Source organism: Achromobacter sp. FW305-C-28 (assembly GCF_058783235.1).
Window position 1 is genome coordinate 93522 of the sequence record NZ_JBYSYL010000013.1, and the last position, 15560, is coordinate 109081.

Below are 15560 nucleotides of genomic sequence, written 5' to 3' on the forward strand. Positions count from 1 at the left end.
TGCAAAATGTATCGACAATCATATACGCTGGGGCCGAAACGCCGCGAACCCGGCCCGCGCGTGCCCTACAATCGCCGCCATGTCCGCTCAAGTCCGCCCCATCGACCTGCCCGCGCCAGAAGACCTGGCCCGGATGCTGGGTTCGCGCCTGCCCGCCTTCCAAGACATCGCCTGGACCGCCAGCACCGGCTCGACCAACGCCGACCTGCTGGCGCGCGCCCGCGGCGGCGCAGCCGCCGGCAAACCCTGGCTGCTGGGCACCCACCTGCAGGAAACGGGCCGGGGCCGTGCTGGCCGCCCCTGGCAGAACCGGGTGGGCGCGGCGCTGATGTTCTCGTGCGCCTTCGACGTGCACCTGCCGGCCGCCCAACTGCCCGCCCTGTCGCCGCTAGCCGGCCTGGCCGCCTGCGAGGCGCTGCGCACCGTGGCCGGCGCGGGCGCCGACGGCCTCTGCATGAAATGGCCCAACGATGTGCAATGGCGCGACGCCAAGCTGGCCGGGGTGCTGGTCGAGACCACCCGCAACCCGGGCGGCCGCGAAACCGGCTACACGGTCGTCATTGGCATGGGCGTGAACCTGGTCGACGCCGACGCCCTGTCGCAGGCCCTGGGCCGCCAGGTGGCCGACTGGACCCAGGTCACCCAACACGCGCCCGGCCACCCCGCCACCGCCGCAGACCTGGTCTGCGCCGCGGCCACCGCCTGGCACGAGGCCGTGCAGATGCTGGAACGCGAGGGCTTTGGCGCCTTCGCACAACGCTTCGGCCAGGTCGATGCGCTGGCCGGCCGCGCGGTCAATGTGCTCGACAAGGGCGACGTCATCCTCAGCGGCACGGCCTGTGGCGTCGACAGTCAGGGCCGCCTGCTGGTGCAGACGCCCCAGGGTGCCACGCCGATATCGGTCGGCGAAATCTCGATCAGGCAGCAGGCATGATCATCCTCATCGACTCCGGCAACAGCCGCCTGAAAGTGGGTTGGCTGGACCCTTCCAGCCCCGACATGCCGCGCGAGCCCGCTGCCGTCGCCTTCGACGGCCTTGACCTGGACGCGCTGGACCGCTGGCTGACCGCCCTGCCCCAGCAGCCGACGCGCGCGCTGGGCGTGAACGTCGCAGGTGCCGAACGCGGCGTCGCCATCGCGGCCATCCTGCAGCGCCGCGGCTGTGCAGTCACCTGGGCCACCTCACAGGCCACCACCCTGGGGCTGGTCAATCGCTACAAGACACCGCAACAACTGGGCGCGGACCGCTGGGCGTCGTTGCTGGGCGTGCTGTCGCGCCTGCCGGGGGCCCATCCGCCGTTCCTGCTGGCCAGTTTCGGCACTGCCACCACCATCGACACGGTCGGGCCCGACAACGTCTTTGCGGGCGGCCTGATCCTGCCCGGACCCGCCATGATGCGCAACGCACTGGCCCACGGCACGGCCAACCTGCCGATCGCCGAGGGCCAGGTCGTGGCCTATCCCACCGATACGCACGAAGCGATCGCCTCGGGCATCGCCGCCGCCCAGGCCGGCGCCGTGGTGCGTCAATGGCTGGCCGGCCGCCAGCGCTACGGCCAGACGCCGCAGATCTTCGCGGCCGGCGGCGGCTGGCCGGAAGTGCACCAGGAAATCGAACGCCTGCTGGCGGATGCCGGCGGCGCGTTCGGCGCCGCGCCCGTGCCCGTCTACCTCAACCACCCCGTCCTGGACGGACTGGCCGCCATGGCGCGCGCCACCCCGGCACCGGACGCCTGACACGAAGCCGCCGCATGCGAGTGCTCTTCATCTTGATCCTGTTGGCGAATCTTTGGGTGCTGGCCCTGGGGCAAGGTTGGCTGGGCACGCGGCCAGCAGACGAAGGCCGTGATCCGCGCCGTTTCAGCCAGGAATTGAATCCGGGCGCCGTCACGCTGGTGCCCAGAAACCCCCGTTAGAGGTTCGCGGCGGCTTGCACGCCAAGCTATCGGCCAGGACGCGCTGCATGCGCCTGCGGCGCACCCGCATCAATCCAGCCAGGGCGCCAACGCCGCCATGGTCCGGGCCGTCGCGCCCGAGTGACTGGCAAACCAGGTCTGCGCCGCCTGGCCCGCCGCCTGCCGCCTGGCCGGGTCGGCCACCAACGCCAAGGCTGCCGCCACCGCCTGTGCCGGATCGGGCTGGCGTTGCGCCGCACCCGCTTCAATGGCGTCGCTGGCGGCCTGCTGGAAATTGAACGTGTGCGGCCCCACGATGACGGGCACGCCCGCGGCGCACGCTTCGATCAGGTTCTGGCCGCCCAGCGGCGCAAAACTGCCGGCCACCACGGCCACGTCCGACGCCGCATAGTAAAAGGCCATCTCGCCCAGCGTATCGCCCAGCAGCACCGTCGTGTCCGCGCCAGGTTCCTGTCCGGACGATCGCCTGACATAAGGCACGCCGGCCTGCTCCAGCAGCGCCGCGGCCTCGTCGAACCGCTGGGGATGACGTGGAATCAGCAGGAATAACGGCCCACCGGCCGTCGCGGACTGGCGCTTGATCGCGTCGATGAATGGCGCATCTTCACCTTCGCGGGTGCTGGCCAGAGCCACCACGGGCCGGCCCAGGCGGGCGCGCCACGCCTGCCCGTCCTGGACCTGTTGCTCAGGTAAAGCCAGATCGAATTTCAAGTTGCCGGAAACGCTCGGATTGCGCACGCCGGCCTGGGCCAATCGGTCGGCGTCCTGCGCGGTCTGCGCCAGCACCAGATCCAGCCCTTGCAGCGCTTCGCGCATGACGCCACCCAGCCGACGCGCCTGCCGCAGCGAAGATTCCGAATAGCGGGCGCTTACCAACGCCATCGGCAGGCGGGCACGCCGAGCAGCCGCCAACAGGTTGGGCCAGATTTCGCGTTCTATCAACAGCCCGCACCGGGGCGCATTGGCGGCCAGGAAGCGCCGTGTCGCGCCAGGAAAATCGTAGGGCAGCCAGGCCTGGCGAAGCTGTCCGCGTGCGATCGCGTCAGTAAACAGCCGCGCGCCTTCGGCACGGCCCGTGGCGGTGATGTGGGTCAACAAGACGGGCAGGCCGCGGTCCAGCAACGCTTGCAGCAGCGGCTGCGCGGCGCGCGTTTCGCCCAGGCTCACCGCATGCACCCAAACGGGAGCCTGAGCCGCTGCGGCGGCATCCGCCCTGGTCCCAGCCCCGGGAAGACGCGTTGCCGTCCGGCCAAAACGCTCGGGTGAAAAAATCTGCCATTCGCCACCCGCCCGCTTGGCGCGACGGGCCATCCACAGCCAGACCAGCGGCGCCAGCGCCCGCAACGCCAGGGTGTAGACGCTGCGGTTCATGTCAGTGCGCCGCCAGCGCCTGCTCCACCGACGCCATGACGGCCTCGCGCGAAGGCGAGGCGCCGCGATCCCCCAGGCTGGCGGTGTAATTGGAACCGACCAGGGGCGTGCGCACCGGCGTGGACGCGCGGTAGATGCCGATCGTGGGGCGGCCCAGGGCCGCCGACAGGTGCGTCAGGCCGCTGTCCAAGCCGACCATCAGGCGGGAACCCGCCAACAGTCGGGCCACCGCGGTCAGGTCCATGCGCGGCATGACCTCGACGTCTTCCATGCCGGCCACCAACAGCCGGGCACGTTCGGCTTCCTGCTCGTTGCCGGCCAGCAGCTTGAGCGAGCAACCCGCGTCCAGAAGGCGACGAAAGACAGCCCGCCAGTCGTCTTCGGGCCAGAGTTTGTCGTCGCGGCTGGCCGACGGCATGATCACTGCATAGCCACGGTCTGCGTCTACATGGTGCAGCCGGGGCATTTCCGTGGCATTGAGCCCTTCACTCGGCACGTCATGCACCGGATCCGCCGCTTGCCCGGCTTGCCGCACAAAGGACTGCAAGCCGAAATCCGGCAAGCCGGCGTGCTGATACCCGAACGTCAGTCCGGCCAACTTGCGCTGGCGAATGACGGCGGGCTGCCAGAATTCCACGCGATGGCGCACGTTGTAGAACAGGGACGCCAGCGGTTCGCGGGCGGAACGCCAATCCAGACCGTGCCGCACGCCACGCGCCTGACGCACCAGCCAGGCGGATTTCAGCAAGGCCTGCATATCCAGGACGATGTCGTAATGCACGGACCGCAGGCGTTCGCGCAGCGCGCGCCGCTCGGCCCGCACTTGCGCCGACCACCAGGATTTACGCCAGCGGCGATGGGCAACTTTGATGATTTCATTGACCGCGGGATGCCAGGAAGGAATCTCGGCAAACGCCTCTTCGACCACCCAGTCTATCTGCGCGTCGGGAACGTGCCGGGCAATATCGGTGATAGCCGGCAACATGTGGACGAGGTCGCCCAGGGAGGAGGTGCGAACAATCAGAATTCGTGTGGGCATGGGCAAGGATTCGTGCTTGGCGCCACTATCGACCCGAAGGGCAGGCACCGGTCAACGCAGCCCGAACTGTACAACAACATTGCCTATTGCAGCGCGGCATGATCCGCCCCATGCCAAATCCGCATTCCAGCCGAAATCACGCTTGTCTCAATGTCGTTTCCGTTTTTTGACAATCATCCATTTAGGCATGCGGAACAATACCAGTCGACGATAAAGCAAGATATACATCGTGGAGAACGCCGCCGTGCACAGCATCAGCACGTACGGCTGCTGCCAGAACAATACCGCAGGAATGACCGCCAGGGACGAGAGCAGCCACAGATAAGGCGACGTCATGGAGTTGCGCTGAGTCTGATGGCGCATTTCACGCGAACCGATCGCCCAGCGCACCAGACGCTTGTAGATCAGCATATGCAGATGCACACCGTCCGGCGCCCCAGGTGAACGTCCTCGCAGCCACTTCTTGCGGTAGATGGAAAACAGGGTCTCGAACACGGGGTAGATGCATAGCAGCAGCGGGAACCACGCCGAGACTTGGGGATGGCGTGCCAACATCAGGACCGACAGCTCGCCAATGATGAATCCCAGGAAATAAGCGCCGCCGTCCCCCAGGAAAATATGGCCGTGCGGATAATTCCAGACCAAAAATCCGATAACGGCGCCCAACGTGCTCAATGCGACGATCAGCAAAAACCGATCGCCCAGATAGAAAGATACGTAGGCAAAACCCGCCAAAATCATCGCGGAAACCACCGCCGCCAATCCGTTATATCCGTCGATAATATTGATGGCATTGGCGGCACCACCGATCGCCACTGATGTAAATATCAACGAAATAATGCCGAACTGCAGCAGCCAATCAATGCCGAAAATATCGACTCGAGTTACCGCGGCACCCAAAAGATAATAGGCTGCAACCCCGGAAAGCATGGCCAGGCCGAGCCGTACCAATACCCTGACCTGCTTGGTCAGATCTTCGGCAAAGCCTCCGAGGAACGCCGGCATGGAAGCCGCCAGAAGCAGCACCATGCTGGGTAGCACCTCGGGTTCCCGGACGGCGACCAACGCACAGGTCACCGCCGTCGCGATGAGCAGCGACAGCCCGCCAATGCGGGGCACGGGCGCCGTGTGGTATTTCTGCACGCCCGCCACGTCGTGGTCCCCAGTCAAGCCATCATGCCAGGATCGGTAGCGGACGATCAGCAAGGTTGAAACGAGCGAAACCAGAAACGCTACAAGAACGTACAACATGGGGAAAGCACGCTGAAATGGTGAATTGGCGCGATTGTAACGTCAGACGTGTGCCTGTCATCAAAACGCGATAGACCCTCTGCAATACAGTGAAAGAGGGACACTGTTCATTCAATGCCTCATTGCGCTACGGTTGGCCGCGGCTGAAATTCCTTGCACATTCGGCAAGCGGCAAAATGAAAGACCGAGGGTATCGCGCGCAACAGGGGCTCACCAAGTAGCCAAACAGCCTATTTGGGAACAGAATAGGCGTACAACTCTTCTACAAGGAGACAGCCATGCGCATAGCTGATGCCCAATGGATTCCTGCCACGCAACACCAGACATGGGACGCGTTGACAGACCCGGAAGTGTTGCAGAAGTGCATTCCCGGTTGTGTAGAAGTCGCCCGCAAAAGCCCCACCGAATACGCCGTCACCTTGCGCGCCAAGCTGGCCGGCATCGATACGGACTACGAAGGCGAAATCCTCATGTCGGACACCAACGCCCCCAATAGCTGCACACTTGTCTTCGAGGGCAAGGGCCGGGCGGCCTGCCTGGCGATCGGCACCGCCCAGATCAATCTCAGCACCAAGGATCAAGGCACGCGTGTTGCCTACACCGTGGCCGGTATGGCCGGCGGCAAGCTCGCCGAATGCGGCGAAGGGCTGCTGCTCAAGGCGGGCGACAAGATCATCCAGAAATTCTTCACCGCCTTCATTGACCACATGGCCAAGCAGCCCCGCCTGGCCCCACCGCCCCCGCCGCCGGAACCCGAACCGCGCGGCCTGTCCAACTCGCGTTGGTCATGGATACTGGTGGTGCTGGTGGTCGCGGTGTTCTGGAGCTACCACGCGTTCTACAAGTAAAAACCCTTATGCACCGATGATATGCTTGGCGGCATGACGCCGCCATCCGCCCCTGCCCAGCCCGCCGCACCCGTTCACTCTCGTCGCGACCTGCTGAGGGGGATGGCCGGGGTAGCCGCCACGGTGGTCCTCGCCGCCTTCGATTCCACCATCATCAGCACCACCTTGCCGCGAGTGGCTGAAGCGTTGAACGGCATGGCGCTGTATGCCTGGGTCGGCACGGGCTATTTATTGGCCACCGCCGCGTCCATCATGATCTTTGGCCGCCTGGGCGACATGTTCGGCCGCAAGCCCCTCATGCTGGTTTCCGTGCTGATCATTGCACTGGGGTCCATTGCCTGTGGCCTGTCCCAGACCATGGGACAACTGATTCTGTTCCGTACGCTTCAGGGCATCGGCGGCGGCATGATGATCGCCACCGCCTTCGCGGCGCCGGCCGACCTGTTCCCCGATGCCAAGGAACGCGTCAAGTGGATGGCCCTGGTCTCGGCCGCCTTCGCCATGGCCAGCGGCATCGGTCCGGTATTGGGCGGCGCTGCCACCCAGGCGCTGGGCTGGCGAGCGGCGTTTTTCATTTCCCCACTGGCGGCCGCGGTAGCGCTGTTCCTGCTGGCCAAGTATTTCCCACGGATCAAACCAGTGCACACCGGCGCGCGACGCATCGACTGGATTGGCGCGGTGCTGCTGGTGCTGGCAGTCGGTGCGCCGCTGGCGGCGCTGGAACTCGCCTTCGCAAAAGGCGAGCATGCCCATCCGATGATGGGCCTGGCCCTGGCGATCATTGGCATCGCCGCCATCGTTTTGCTCATCCCCATCGAACGCCGCGTCGAAACACCCATCTTTCCATTGCGCGTGCTGGCCGGCCGCGAACCGCAACTGCTGAACCTGGCCGCGATGACGGTCGGCGCCGTCATGTTCGTGCTGATCTTCTACAGCCCGCTGCTGCTGCAACAGGTGCTGGGCTACACCCCTAGCGAAGCGGGCTTGCTGATGACGCCGTTGGTGGCGGCCATCTCGGTCGGCAGCATCATCAACGGCCGCCTGTTCCCCCGACAGGCCGAACCGCAACGCCTCATGGTGTTCGGGGCGGGCATGCTGGCCGTCGGGACGTTGATGGTGCTGCTGATCTCGCCCGGGACGTCGGCCTGGTGGATCCTGGCGGCGTTCTTCGTCAATGGCTGCGCCCTGGGCTTCCTGCTGCCCAATCTGACGTTATTCATGCAGATGCTGAGCGAGCGACGCGACGTCGGCGTGGCGTCCGCGCTGGTACAGACCACGCGGGCCATCGGCAGCGCACTGGGTACCGCCGTGGTGGGTATCCTGATTTCGCATGGCACTGTACTAAACGGAGTGCGAACCGGTCTGGTCCTGTGTATTGTCCTGTGCCTGACCTGTGCGGTACTCGCGCATCGGGTCAAGATGAAGAATCTGGCCACCGGCCGGAACCAAGCCTGACTCAGAACTCACCATGCGTCGTCGCGATTTGTTGGACCTTTTGCTCCTGGCCGCCGTCTGGGGCGGCTCATTCCTGTTCATGCGCCTGGCCGTCGGCGAATTCGGGCCTGTCGCGCTGATTGAACTGCGCGTCGGCCTGGCCGCGCTCTTCCTGCTGCCCGCGGCCCTGTGGCGTGGCAGGCTGCCGGTCATCGCCAAGCACTGGAAGGCCATTCTGGTGGTGGGCACGCTGAACGCGGCATTGCCCTTCCTCCTGTATGCCTATGCCGCCCAGTCGCTAGGCGCGGGGTTCTTGTCGGTCGCCAATGCGGTGACGCCGGTGTGGGGCGCCGTGGTCGGCTGGCTATGGTTGAAGGATCGGCTGCCCTGGTCACGCTCATTGGGGCTGGCAATCGGCCTGCTGGGTATCGTGGTGCTGGTCTGGGACAAACTTGATTTTCAGGCCGGCGGCACGGGGCCCGCGGTGCTGGCAGCGGTGTCGGCGCCGGTTTTCTACGGCATCGCCGCCAACTGGACCAAACGCTTTCTGACGGGCGTGGACGCCCTGTCCAACGCCACGGGCAGCATGCTTGCCGCAACGCTGCTGTTGCTGCCCCTGGCGCTGGCCACCTGGCCGCAGGCGCCCGTGTCGGCCATGGCGTGGGGCGCGACCATCCTGCTGGCCGTCGTCTGCACCGGCGCGGCGTACATCGTCTTCTTCCGGCTCATTGCCAATGTGGGACCGACCGGCGCGGTCAGCGTCACGTTCCTGGTGCCTGTCTTCGGTGTGGTGTGGGGCGCCTGGTTCCTGGACGAAGCCATTACGGCATCGATCCTGGTCGGCGCAGGCATCATCCTGGTCGGCACAGCGCTGGCGCTGGGCCTGGTCGGCGGCAAACGCCGCTAGCTGGCGGTGCCGGTTCAGTACTTGTCCGACGTTCCCGTCAGCGCCACGCCGATCCGCAGCAAGGTATACGACGCCGCATCCACCCAGCGCCGCAACCAGCCGCGGCGCTGATATTCCAGCGGCCGGATGAAGCGTCCGCCTTGCTGGATGGCCGCTTCCAGCCGCTCTTGCAGGTCCCACGAAAACGGCTGGTCATCCACCACCACATTGGCCTCGCGCGCTAGCAACAGGCTAAAAGGGTCCAGGTTGGACGAGCCGACGGTGGCCACGTTGTCGATGACGGCCACCTTGGCATGCAGGTAGCTGGGCATGTATTCGTAGATCTCGATGCCGTCGCGCAGCAGCTGGTCGTACAGCGAGCGCGTGGCGTGATACTGCATGCGGTATTCGACCTTGCCTTGCAGCAACAGGCGCACGCGCACGCCGCGCGCGGCGGCCTTGGCCAGGGCCCGGCGAAACTGGCGGCCCGGGAAGAAATAGGCGTTGGCGATGAGGATGTCGCGGCGCGCCTGCGTGATGCCGTACAGGTAGGCGCGTTCAAAGGTCTGGCGAAAGCGCAGGTTGTCGCGCAGCACCAGCGCCGCGCGCAGCTCGCCGCAAGGCGCCACCGGCGCATGGCTGGGCTTGGTCAGCCGCATGCGGCTCCAGTCGCGCGGATGGCGCCGCAGGCGGGCCCAGTTAAGACGCACCCACAGCAAGTCCTGCGCATAGGCGGCGTCGGTGACCACCGGCCCCTGCACCTGTACCGCAAAATCGAAGCGTGGCGCTGATATGCCGTCGGTCGGATCCAGGTCGTCGTAATCGTCGATGATGTTGATGCCGCCGATGAAGGCGATGCTGCCATCGACGACCGTGACTTTGCGATGCAGGCGCCGCAGGCGGCTGCGCGACGGGATGAACTTGGCGAACCAGCGCGGCTCGGGGCGGAAGATGCGGCATTGCGCACCCGCGTCGGTCAGGCGTTCACGCACGGCATCGACGGTATCAGCGCTGCCAAAGCCGTCCAGCACCACGCGCACCTTCACGCCACGCGCGGCCGCGGCCATCAGGCAGTCCAGCACCTTCAGGCCGGTGCGGTCCAGCATGAAAATGTAGGTCTCCAGGTGCACGCTGACCTGGGCCTCGTCGATCGCCTTGCACAGCGCAGGAAAAAAATCGGTCCCGTTCTGCAACAAGCGGATCTGGTTGCCGTCGGTCCATTCCAACTTGACCTGCTCGGCCTTCACGGAAGTTCCAGCTCGGCCAGCAAGGGGGAATGATCGGACAGCCGCGCCCATTCGCGGCCGCGCAGCACGCGCGCGCTGCGCACGGCAAAGCCGCGCTGGTAGATGCGATCCAGGCGGAACCACGGAAAGACGGCGGGAAACGTGCGCGGCGGCGGCAACAGCAGCCGCGAGCTGCCGTCCATGCCCAGCTGGTTGGTGCGTTCCATGACGGACACGCCGCTGTTGGGCAGGCCGCGCAAGGCATTGCTCAGGCGTTTGACCGAGTCGCGCAGGCGCGGCAATTCGCCGCCATGGCTGCGCGGCGCGTGCGAGAACACTTCGTACAGCCCCAACTGCTGCACGAACAGCGGCGCCAGCCGGTCGCCCCAATCGTTGAAGTCTCCCGCGATCAGGATGGGCTCGCCGTCCGGCACCATGCGCCGGATGCGCTCGGTCAGCGCCAGGATCTGGCGGCTGCGGCTGCCGGCAAACAGGCCCAGGTGCACCACGAAGCAATGCACGGCACGGCCATCCAGTTCAATGCGCGCGTGCAAGAGGCCGCGCTGCTCCAGCCGGTGGTCGGAGATGTCCTGGTTTTCGTGGTCAAGAATGGGAAAGCGCGACAACAGCGCATTGCCATGATCGGTTTCATGGCGAACGGCATTGCGGCCATAGGCCACGTCCAGTTTCAGGGCGGCGGCCAAGGACTCGTGCTGAGCGTCCAGCAACGACTTCTGTTCATTGCGGCCCTGGACCTCCTGCAGGAAGACCAGGTCGGGGCGCAGGCCATACAGGCCCAGGCGCAATTCATTCAGGGAATCGCGCCGGCCCAGCGCCGAACGGCCCTTGTGGATGTTGTAGCTGACGACACGGATGAGCGACATAAAAGCGATGGCGCCTTTGAAAGCAGAGGAACCAAGAGCCAAGCCTTGCAGCAGCCCGGCAAGCACCGCCACAAAGCGGCGTTTGCCAGATTACCCCAATTCAGCAATCCCGAGCCGCAACAAAAAGCTGCGCACCGCAAGCCTGGTTGCCACCAGCAAGCGCCGCCCCACAAGCCAGGCCGCCGAGGATCCGGCTCCGCCGGTCCCGCGAGGCGCCCCCCGGGGGGGAAGCGCCTCCGGCGCCTCGGGGGGGGCTTACTTCTGTTCGACGTTGCGCAGACGGATGTGCAGTTCGCGCAGCTGCTTCTCGTCGACTTCCGAAGGCGCTTGCGTCAGCAGGTCTTGCGCGCGCTGCGTCTTCGGGAAGGCGATCACGTCGCGAATCGATTCGGCGCCGGTCATCATCGTGACGATGCGGTCCAGGCCGAAGGCGATGCCGCCGTGCGGAGGCGCGCCGTATTGCAGCGCGTCCAGCAGATAGCCGAACTTCTCGCGGGCTTCCTCGGCGCCGATCTTGAGCGCGCGGAACACCTTGCTCTGCACTTCTTCGCGGTGGATACGCACCGAGCCGCCGCCGATTTCCCAACCGTTCAGCACCATGTCGTAGGCCTTGGCGAACGCCTTGCTGGGATCGGTTTCCAGGAAGTCTTCGTGACCATCCTTGGGGCTGGTGAACGGGTGGTGGGCGGCGGTGTAGCGGCCGTCTTCCTCGTCGTATTCGAACATCGGGAAGTCGACCACCCACAGCGGCTGCCAGCCGGCCGTGAACAGGCCCGACTTCTTGCCGAATTCGCTGTGGCCGATCTTCACGCGCAGCGCGCCGATGGCGTCGTTGACGACCTTTTCGCGGTCGGCGCCAAAGAAGATGATGTCACCGTCTTGCGCGCCCGTGCGCTTGACCAGTTCGGCCAGGGCAGCGTCGTGCAGGTTCTTGACGATGGGCGATTGCAGGCCGTCGCGGCCCTTGGCCACTTCGTTGACCTTGATGTAGGCCAGTCCCTTGGCGCCGTAGATGCCGACGAACTGGGTGTAGGCGTCGATCTCGCTACGCGACATTTCGGCGCCACCGGGCACGCGCAGGGCGACCACGCGGCTGCCGGGCGCCGTGGCGGCGGCGGCGAACACCTTGAAGTCGACGTCGCGCATGACATCGGTGATGTCGGTGAACTCGAGCTGCACGCGCAGGTCCGGCTTGTCGGAGCCGTAGCGGCGCATGGCTTCGGTCCACGTCATGATCGGGAACGGCTGGGCCAGGTCGACGCCCTGCACCACCTTGAAGACGTGGCGGATCAGGTTTTCGAAGATCTCGCGGATCTCGAATTCGTTCAGGAACGACGTTTCGCAGTCGATCTGGGTGAATTCGGGCTGGCGATCGGCGCGCAGGTCTTCGTCGCGGAAGCACTTGGTGATCTGGTAGTAGCGGTCAAAGCCCGACACCATCAGCATCTGCTTGAACAGCTGGGGCGATTGCGGCAGCGCGAAGAAGTGGCCGGCGTTCACACGCGAGGGCACCAGGTAGTCGCGCGCGCCTTCGGGCGTGCTCTTGGCCAGCATCGGGGTTTCGATGTCGATGAAGCCCAGCTGGTCCAGGAACTTGCGCGTTTCGATCGACACGCGGTAGCGCAGCATCAGGTTGCGCTGCATCTGCGGGCGGCGCAGGTCCAGCACGCGGTGCGTCAGGCGGGTGGTTTCCGACAGGTTGTCGTCGTCGAGCTGGAACGGCGGGGTGACCGACGCGTTCAGGATCTCGACTTCCTTGCACAGCACTTCGATTTCGCCCGAGGCCAGCTCGGCGTTGGCCGTGCCGGCCGGACGCTCGCGCACCAGGCCGGTGACGCGGACGCAGAATTCGTTGCGCAGGCGCTCGGCGGTGGCGAAGGCGGCGTTATCCGGATCGAACACGATCTGCGCCAGGCCCGCGCGGTCGCGCAAGTCGATGAAGATGACCCCGCCGTGGTCGCGGCGGCGGTTCACCCAGCCATACAGGGTGACGGTCTGGCCGAGATGGTCGCGGCAAACCTGGCCGGTGTAGCAGGTACGCATCGGGATAACTCCGTTGTGTGCTTGGTTGTAGCGTAAGGGTTACGAATCGGCGCCTGGCGCGTTCTGCGCACCGGGTGCCGGAGAGAGCGGCGCCGGCCGGACGCCCGGCGCAACCGCCGGGCCCGGGGCGACGACGCCCATGGAAACGATGTACTTCAGGGCCGCGTCCACGCTCATCTGCAGGTCCACCGTGTCGGCACGGGGCACCATCAGGAAAAAGCCGGACGTGGGATTCGGCGTGGTCGGCACGTACACGCTGATGTGGTCGCCAGGAAGCTGGTCGGCCACTTCACCGCTGGGCGTGCCGGTCACGAATGCGATGGTCCAGCTGCCCACGCGCGGGTACTGCACCAGCACCGCGCGGCGAAACGCCTGGCCATTGGGGGCAAGCACGGTATCGCTGACCTGCTTGACCGAGTTGTAGATCGAGCGCACCAAGGGGATGCGGCCCAGCAGGTTTTCCCACTGGTCCACCATGGTGCGGCCGATCAGGTTGGCCGCGAAAATGCCCGTCAACAGCACCACCACGATGACCAGGACGAAGCGGAAGCCGGGAATGTCGACGCCGAACAGCGATTCGGACGACAGGAAGCCAGGCACGAACCCTTCGAGGGTCGCGACCAGCAGCCCCAGCACCCACACCGTGATGACCAGGGGAACCCAGATCAACAGGCCGGTGATGAAGTACTTTTTGATGACGCGCATTCGCATCGCGCGCGGTCTCAGGAAGCGGAAGCCGAGCCGGCGGCGGGCGCGGGGGCAGCAGCCGGTGCCGGCGTGCTGGCGGCGGGCGCCGGACTGGCGGCCGGGGCGGCATTGTCGGATGACGCCGCCGGCGCTGCGGCGCCGGTGGCCTGGTTGCCGCCGCTACCGTTGCGGAAATCGGTGACGTACCAGCCGGACCCCTTGAGCTGGAATCCAGCCGCGGTCACCTGCTTGGAAAACGTGCTTTGGCCGCATTCGGGGCAAACCGAAAGCGGCGCGTCGGAAATCTTCTGCAAGACGTCTTTGGCATGGCCGCAGGCGCTGCACTTATAAGCGTAGATGGGCATCGAGGGCTCCCAGGCGCGGGCCCGGCGGTTCAATAACCGTCGGCCGGACGATGCGGAACCAGGTTCGCCGGCGGGCCCTTCAGGGAAGGACACGGGGCCGGAACTGGCGCCAGACCGGACAACGGGCGGGCAAGGCCGGAAAAATACGGGAAAGTCTTGAATTTTAGCGGTTTTTCATGAAGGGCCGGCGGCAACCTCGCGACGCCCCCCCGGGGGCCGTCGCCGGGGGGCCGCCCCCCACCCCGTCAGACGGGCAACAGGAACATCAGGGCAGCGACCAGCGTAGGCCCCAGGGCGGACAAAAACAGCCGCCCGGACGAGATGCTGCCATCCGGGAAATGGTTCTTCAGGATGGCAAACCCGGCCGGGTTGGGCGCGTTGGCAATGACGGTCAGGCCGCCGCCTGTCACCGCCCCCGCCACCAGCATGTAGCGCCAGGCCTCGCCCGTGCCCTCCACCAATGAACCCAGGTAGGTCAGCGCGGCATTGTCCGTCACCGCGGTCAGGGCCGTGGCGCCCCAGAACAGCACGAAGGGCTCCAGTCCACCCAAGAGATCCTGCAGCCACCATTTCTGCAGACCGCCCAGCACCACCAACCCGGCCAGGAAAAACCCCACCATCAGGCCTTCCTTGATCAACAGGCGGTTCTGGTGGCGCTTGTAGGCTTCGGCAAAGCCGATGAACATCATCAACAGGCCCAGAAAAATAGCGGGATGGTGCGCGGTCAGCACGACAGCCACCAGGAACACCAGGTGGATCAGCATTACCACGGCCGGCACCGGCGGACGCTTATCCTGGCCCTCGGGCGCATCCACGCCGCCCCCCGTGCCCACCGAGCGCTCCAGCAGCGCCTTGCGGCACACGAAAGTCAGCAGACCGGCGTTCAGGCAGACGGCCACCGCCGCCCGCCAGCCAAAGTGCTGCACCATGTAGGCCGAATCCCAGCCGAAGGTGGAGGCCACCATCAGCACCGGCGGCGCCGCGTACGAAGTCAGCACCCCGCCGATGGACACGTTGACGAACAGCACGCCCAGGGTCAGGTACTTGAAGCCGGCCCGCCCGCTGGTGCGGAAATAGGCATCGCGCAGCAGGATCGCCGCCAGCGTCATGGCCGCGGGTTCGGTAATGAACGACCCACCCAGCGGCACCAGCGACATCACCACGAAGAACGTCGCCAGCTCGCGCGGCAGGGGCACGACGCGCGCGGCCAGGCGAACCAGCAACCCCACCAGTTCCAGGATCGGCCGGCTGGCCGCCACCACCATGATGGCGAACACGAACAGCGGCTCAGTGAAGTTGCGCGTGTCCATGTAGCCGATGGCTTCGGATGGCCCCGACAGGGCCGCCATCGCCAGGATCAGCGCAAACGCCCAGACGCCGAAGACGGCCTCCACTTCCGACAACAGATGCCAGAAGCCCGCATGCGGTCCGCCGCGGTGGGCCAGGCGGGCAAACACGGGCACGGAAAAGGTGTGAAGCACCGCCACGACGAACAAGGCAGTGGCAAGAACTTCTATGGGCTGGGGCATTGAAAGCGCTTCCGGAACAGGGATTCAGGCCGTGCGGTCACGGCCCCCGCGGGGCTCGGCGGGCAAGCGTCGCAATATAGC

General features: G+C 65.8%; 15 protein-coding genes. 6 read left to right on the forward strand and 9 right to left on the reverse strand.

The features are described from left to right. Window positions 1–79 precede the first annotated feature (79 nt). From AC3WMR_RS25815 to AC3WMR_RS25825, 3 genes are read left to right on the forward strand one after another with little or no spacing between them, the layout of a single operon-like run. Entirely contained in the window at window positions 80–934 is an 855-nt protein-coding gene (locus tag AC3WMR_RS25815) for a biotin--[acetyl-CoA-carboxylase] ligase (protein ID WP_492266028.1), read from the forward strand. Next, entirely contained in the window at window positions 931–1737 is an 807-nt protein-coding gene (locus AC3WMR_RS25820) for a type III pantothenate kinase (RefSeq protein WP_492266027.1), read from the forward strand. The genes AC3WMR_RS25815 and AC3WMR_RS25820 overlap by 4 nt, the downstream gene beginning before the upstream one ends. 14 nt (window positions 1738–1751) lie before the next feature. Next, on the forward strand, window positions 1752–1916 hold the full coding sequence (locus AC3WMR_RS25825) for a hypothetical protein (RefSeq protein ID WP_492266026.1): 165 nt from the start codon (window positions 1752–1754) through the stop codon (window positions 1914–1916). Window positions 1917–1985: 69 nt separating this feature from the next. On the opposite strand, the gene AC3WMR_RS25830 is transcribed toward AC3WMR_RS25825, so the two are convergent. From AC3WMR_RS25830 to AC3WMR_RS25840, 3 genes are all read right to left on the reverse strand, one after another. Next, window positions 1986–3287 carry a 3-deoxy-D-manno-octulosonic acid transferase gene (locus tag AC3WMR_RS25830; RefSeq protein WP_492266025.1) on the reverse strand — a complete coding sequence of 434 codons (1302 nt, stop codon included), beginning with the start codon at window positions 3285–3287 and terminating at the stop codon, window positions 1986–1988. Between the two features lies 1 nt (window position 3288). Continuing rightward, window positions 3289–4326 carry a lipopolysaccharide heptosyltransferase I gene (gene waaC / locus AC3WMR_RS25835; RefSeq protein WP_492266024.1) on the reverse strand — a complete coding sequence of 346 codons (1038 nt, stop codon included), beginning with the start codon at window positions 4324–4326 and terminating at the stop codon, window positions 3289–3291. A gap of 147 nt (window positions 4327–4473) precedes the next feature. Continuing rightward, complete coding sequence (locus AC3WMR_RS25840; RefSeq protein ID WP_492266023.1) at window positions 4474–5577, reverse strand: MraY family glycosyltransferase; 1104 nt, start codon at window positions 5575–5577, stop codon at window positions 4474–4476. A gap of 278 nt (window positions 5578–5855) precedes the next feature. Here AC3WMR_RS25840 and AC3WMR_RS25845 point away from each other — a divergent pair, with 278 nt between their 5' ends. The 3 genes from AC3WMR_RS25845 (at window position 5856) to AC3WMR_RS25855 (ending at window position 8766) form a co-directional block, all read left to right on the forward strand. Then, a complete protein-coding gene (locus AC3WMR_RS25845) occupies window positions 5856–6425 on the forward strand; it encodes an SRPBCC family protein (RefSeq protein WP_492266022.1) in 570 nt (189 codons plus the stop codon). Window positions 6426–6527: 102 nt separating this feature from the next. Then, window positions 6528–7880, forward strand: coding sequence for an MFS transporter (locus tag AC3WMR_RS25850; protein ID WP_492266101.1), 1353 nt, complete (start codon window positions 6528–6530; stop codon window positions 7878–7880). A gap of 13 nt (window positions 7881–7893) precedes the next feature. Beyond that, window positions 7894–8766: a DMT family transporter gene (locus tag AC3WMR_RS25855; protein WP_492266021.1), complete on the forward strand. Its 873-nt coding sequence runs from the start codon at window positions 7894–7896 to the stop codon at window positions 8764–8766. Between the two features lie 14 nt (window positions 8767–8780). Here the strand turns inward: AC3WMR_RS25855 and clsB are convergent, their stop codons facing one another. The 6 genes from clsB to AC3WMR_RS25885 all read right to left on the reverse strand — a co-directional run bounded on the left by clsB (window position 8781) and on the right by AC3WMR_RS25885 (window position 15479). After that, a complete protein-coding gene (gene clsB, locus AC3WMR_RS25860) occupies window positions 8781–9992 on the reverse strand; it encodes a cardiolipin synthase ClsB (protein ID WP_492266020.1) in 1212 nt (403 codons plus the stop codon). Continuing rightward, a complete protein-coding gene (locus AC3WMR_RS25865) occupies window positions 9989–10855 on the reverse strand; it encodes an endonuclease/exonuclease/phosphatase family protein (RefSeq protein WP_263913021.1) in 867 nt (288 codons plus the stop codon). The genes clsB and AC3WMR_RS25865 overlap by 4 nt, the downstream gene beginning before the upstream one ends. 255 nt (window positions 10856–11110) lie before the next feature. Further along, window positions 11111–12898: an aspartate--tRNA ligase gene (gene aspS / locus AC3WMR_RS25870; RefSeq protein WP_025136283.1), complete on the reverse strand. Its 1788-nt coding sequence runs from the start codon at window positions 12896–12898 to the stop codon at window positions 11111–11113. A gap of 39 nt (window positions 12899–12937) precedes the next feature. Further along, window positions 12938–13603 carry a DUF502 domain-containing protein gene (locus tag AC3WMR_RS25875; RefSeq protein ID WP_025136284.1) on the reverse strand — a complete coding sequence of 222 codons (666 nt, stop codon included), beginning with the start codon at window positions 13601–13603 and terminating at the stop codon, window positions 12938–12940. A 17-nt stretch (window positions 13604–13620) separates the two neighbouring features. Then, the gene (locus AC3WMR_RS25880) at window positions 13621–13950 is read right to left on the reverse strand and encodes an FmdB family zinc ribbon protein (RefSeq protein ID WP_492266019.1); all 330 of its coding nucleotides are present in this window, start codon (window positions 13948–13950) and stop codon (window positions 13621–13623) included. Between the two features lie 245 nt (window positions 13951–14195). Next, window positions 14196–15479 carry a putative Na+/H+ antiporter gene (locus AC3WMR_RS25885; RefSeq protein WP_492266018.1) on the reverse strand — a complete coding sequence of 428 codons (1284 nt, stop codon included), beginning with the start codon at window positions 15477–15479 and terminating at the stop codon, window positions 14196–14198. Window positions 15480–15560: the final 81 nt, after the last annotated feature.

What these genes read in the sequence shown, in the direction of transcription:
- aspS (WP_025136283.1), bottom strand. Translation starts at nt 12,898, where the DNA reads ATGCGTACCTGCTACACCGGCCAGGTTTGCCGCGACCATCTCGGCCAG.
- AC3WMR_RS25845 (WP_492266022.1), top strand. Translation starts at nt 5,856, where the DNA reads ATGCGCATAGCTGATGCCCAATGGATTCCTGCCACGCAACACCAGACA.
- AC3WMR_RS25880 (WP_492266019.1), bottom strand. Translation starts at nt 13,950, where the DNA reads ATGCCCATCTACGCTTATAAGTGCAGCGCCTGCGGCCATGCCAAAGAC.
- AC3WMR_RS25840 (WP_492266023.1), bottom strand. Translation starts at nt 5,577, where the DNA reads ATGTTGTACGTTCTTGTAGCGTTTCTGGTTTCGCTCGTTTCAACCTTG.
- AC3WMR_RS25820 (WP_492266027.1), top strand. Translation starts at nt 931, where the DNA reads ATGATCATCCTCATCGACTCCGGCAACAGCCGCCTGAAAGTGGGTTGG.
- AC3WMR_RS25825 (WP_492266026.1), top strand. Translation starts at nt 1,752, where the DNA reads ATGCGAGTGCTCTTCATCTTGATCCTGTTGGCGAATCTTTGGGTGCTG.
- AC3WMR_RS25855 (WP_492266021.1), top strand. Translation starts at nt 7,894, where the DNA reads ATGCGTCGTCGCGATTTGTTGGACCTTTTGCTCCTGGCCGCCGTCTGG.
- AC3WMR_RS25830 (WP_492266025.1), bottom strand. Translation starts at nt 3,287, where the DNA reads ATGAACCGCAGCGTCTACACCCTGGCGTTGCGGGCGCTGGCGCCGCTG.
- AC3WMR_RS25815 (WP_492266028.1), top strand. Translation starts at nt 80, where the DNA reads ATGTCCGCTCAAGTCCGCCCCATCGACCTGCCCGCGCCAGAAGACCTG.
- waaC (WP_492266024.1), bottom strand. Translation starts at nt 4,326, where the DNA reads ATGCCCACACGAATTCTGATTGTTCGCACCTCCTCCCTGGGCGACCTC.
- AC3WMR_RS25850 (WP_492266101.1), top strand. Translation starts at nt 6,528, where the DNA reads ATGGCCGGGGTAGCCGCCACGGTGGTCCTCGCCGCCTTCGATTCCACC.
- AC3WMR_RS25885 (WP_492266018.1), bottom strand. Translation starts at nt 15,479, where the DNA reads ATGCCCCAGCCCATAGAAGTTCTTGCCACTGCCTTGTTCGTCGTGGCG.
- AC3WMR_RS25875 (WP_025136284.1), bottom strand. Translation starts at nt 13,603, where the DNA reads ATGCGCGTCATCAAAAAGTACTTCATCACCGGCCTGTTGATCTGGGTT.
- AC3WMR_RS25865 (WP_263913021.1), bottom strand. Translation starts at nt 10,855, where the DNA reads ATGTCGCTCATCCGTGTCGTCAGCTACAACATCCACAAGGGCCGTTCG.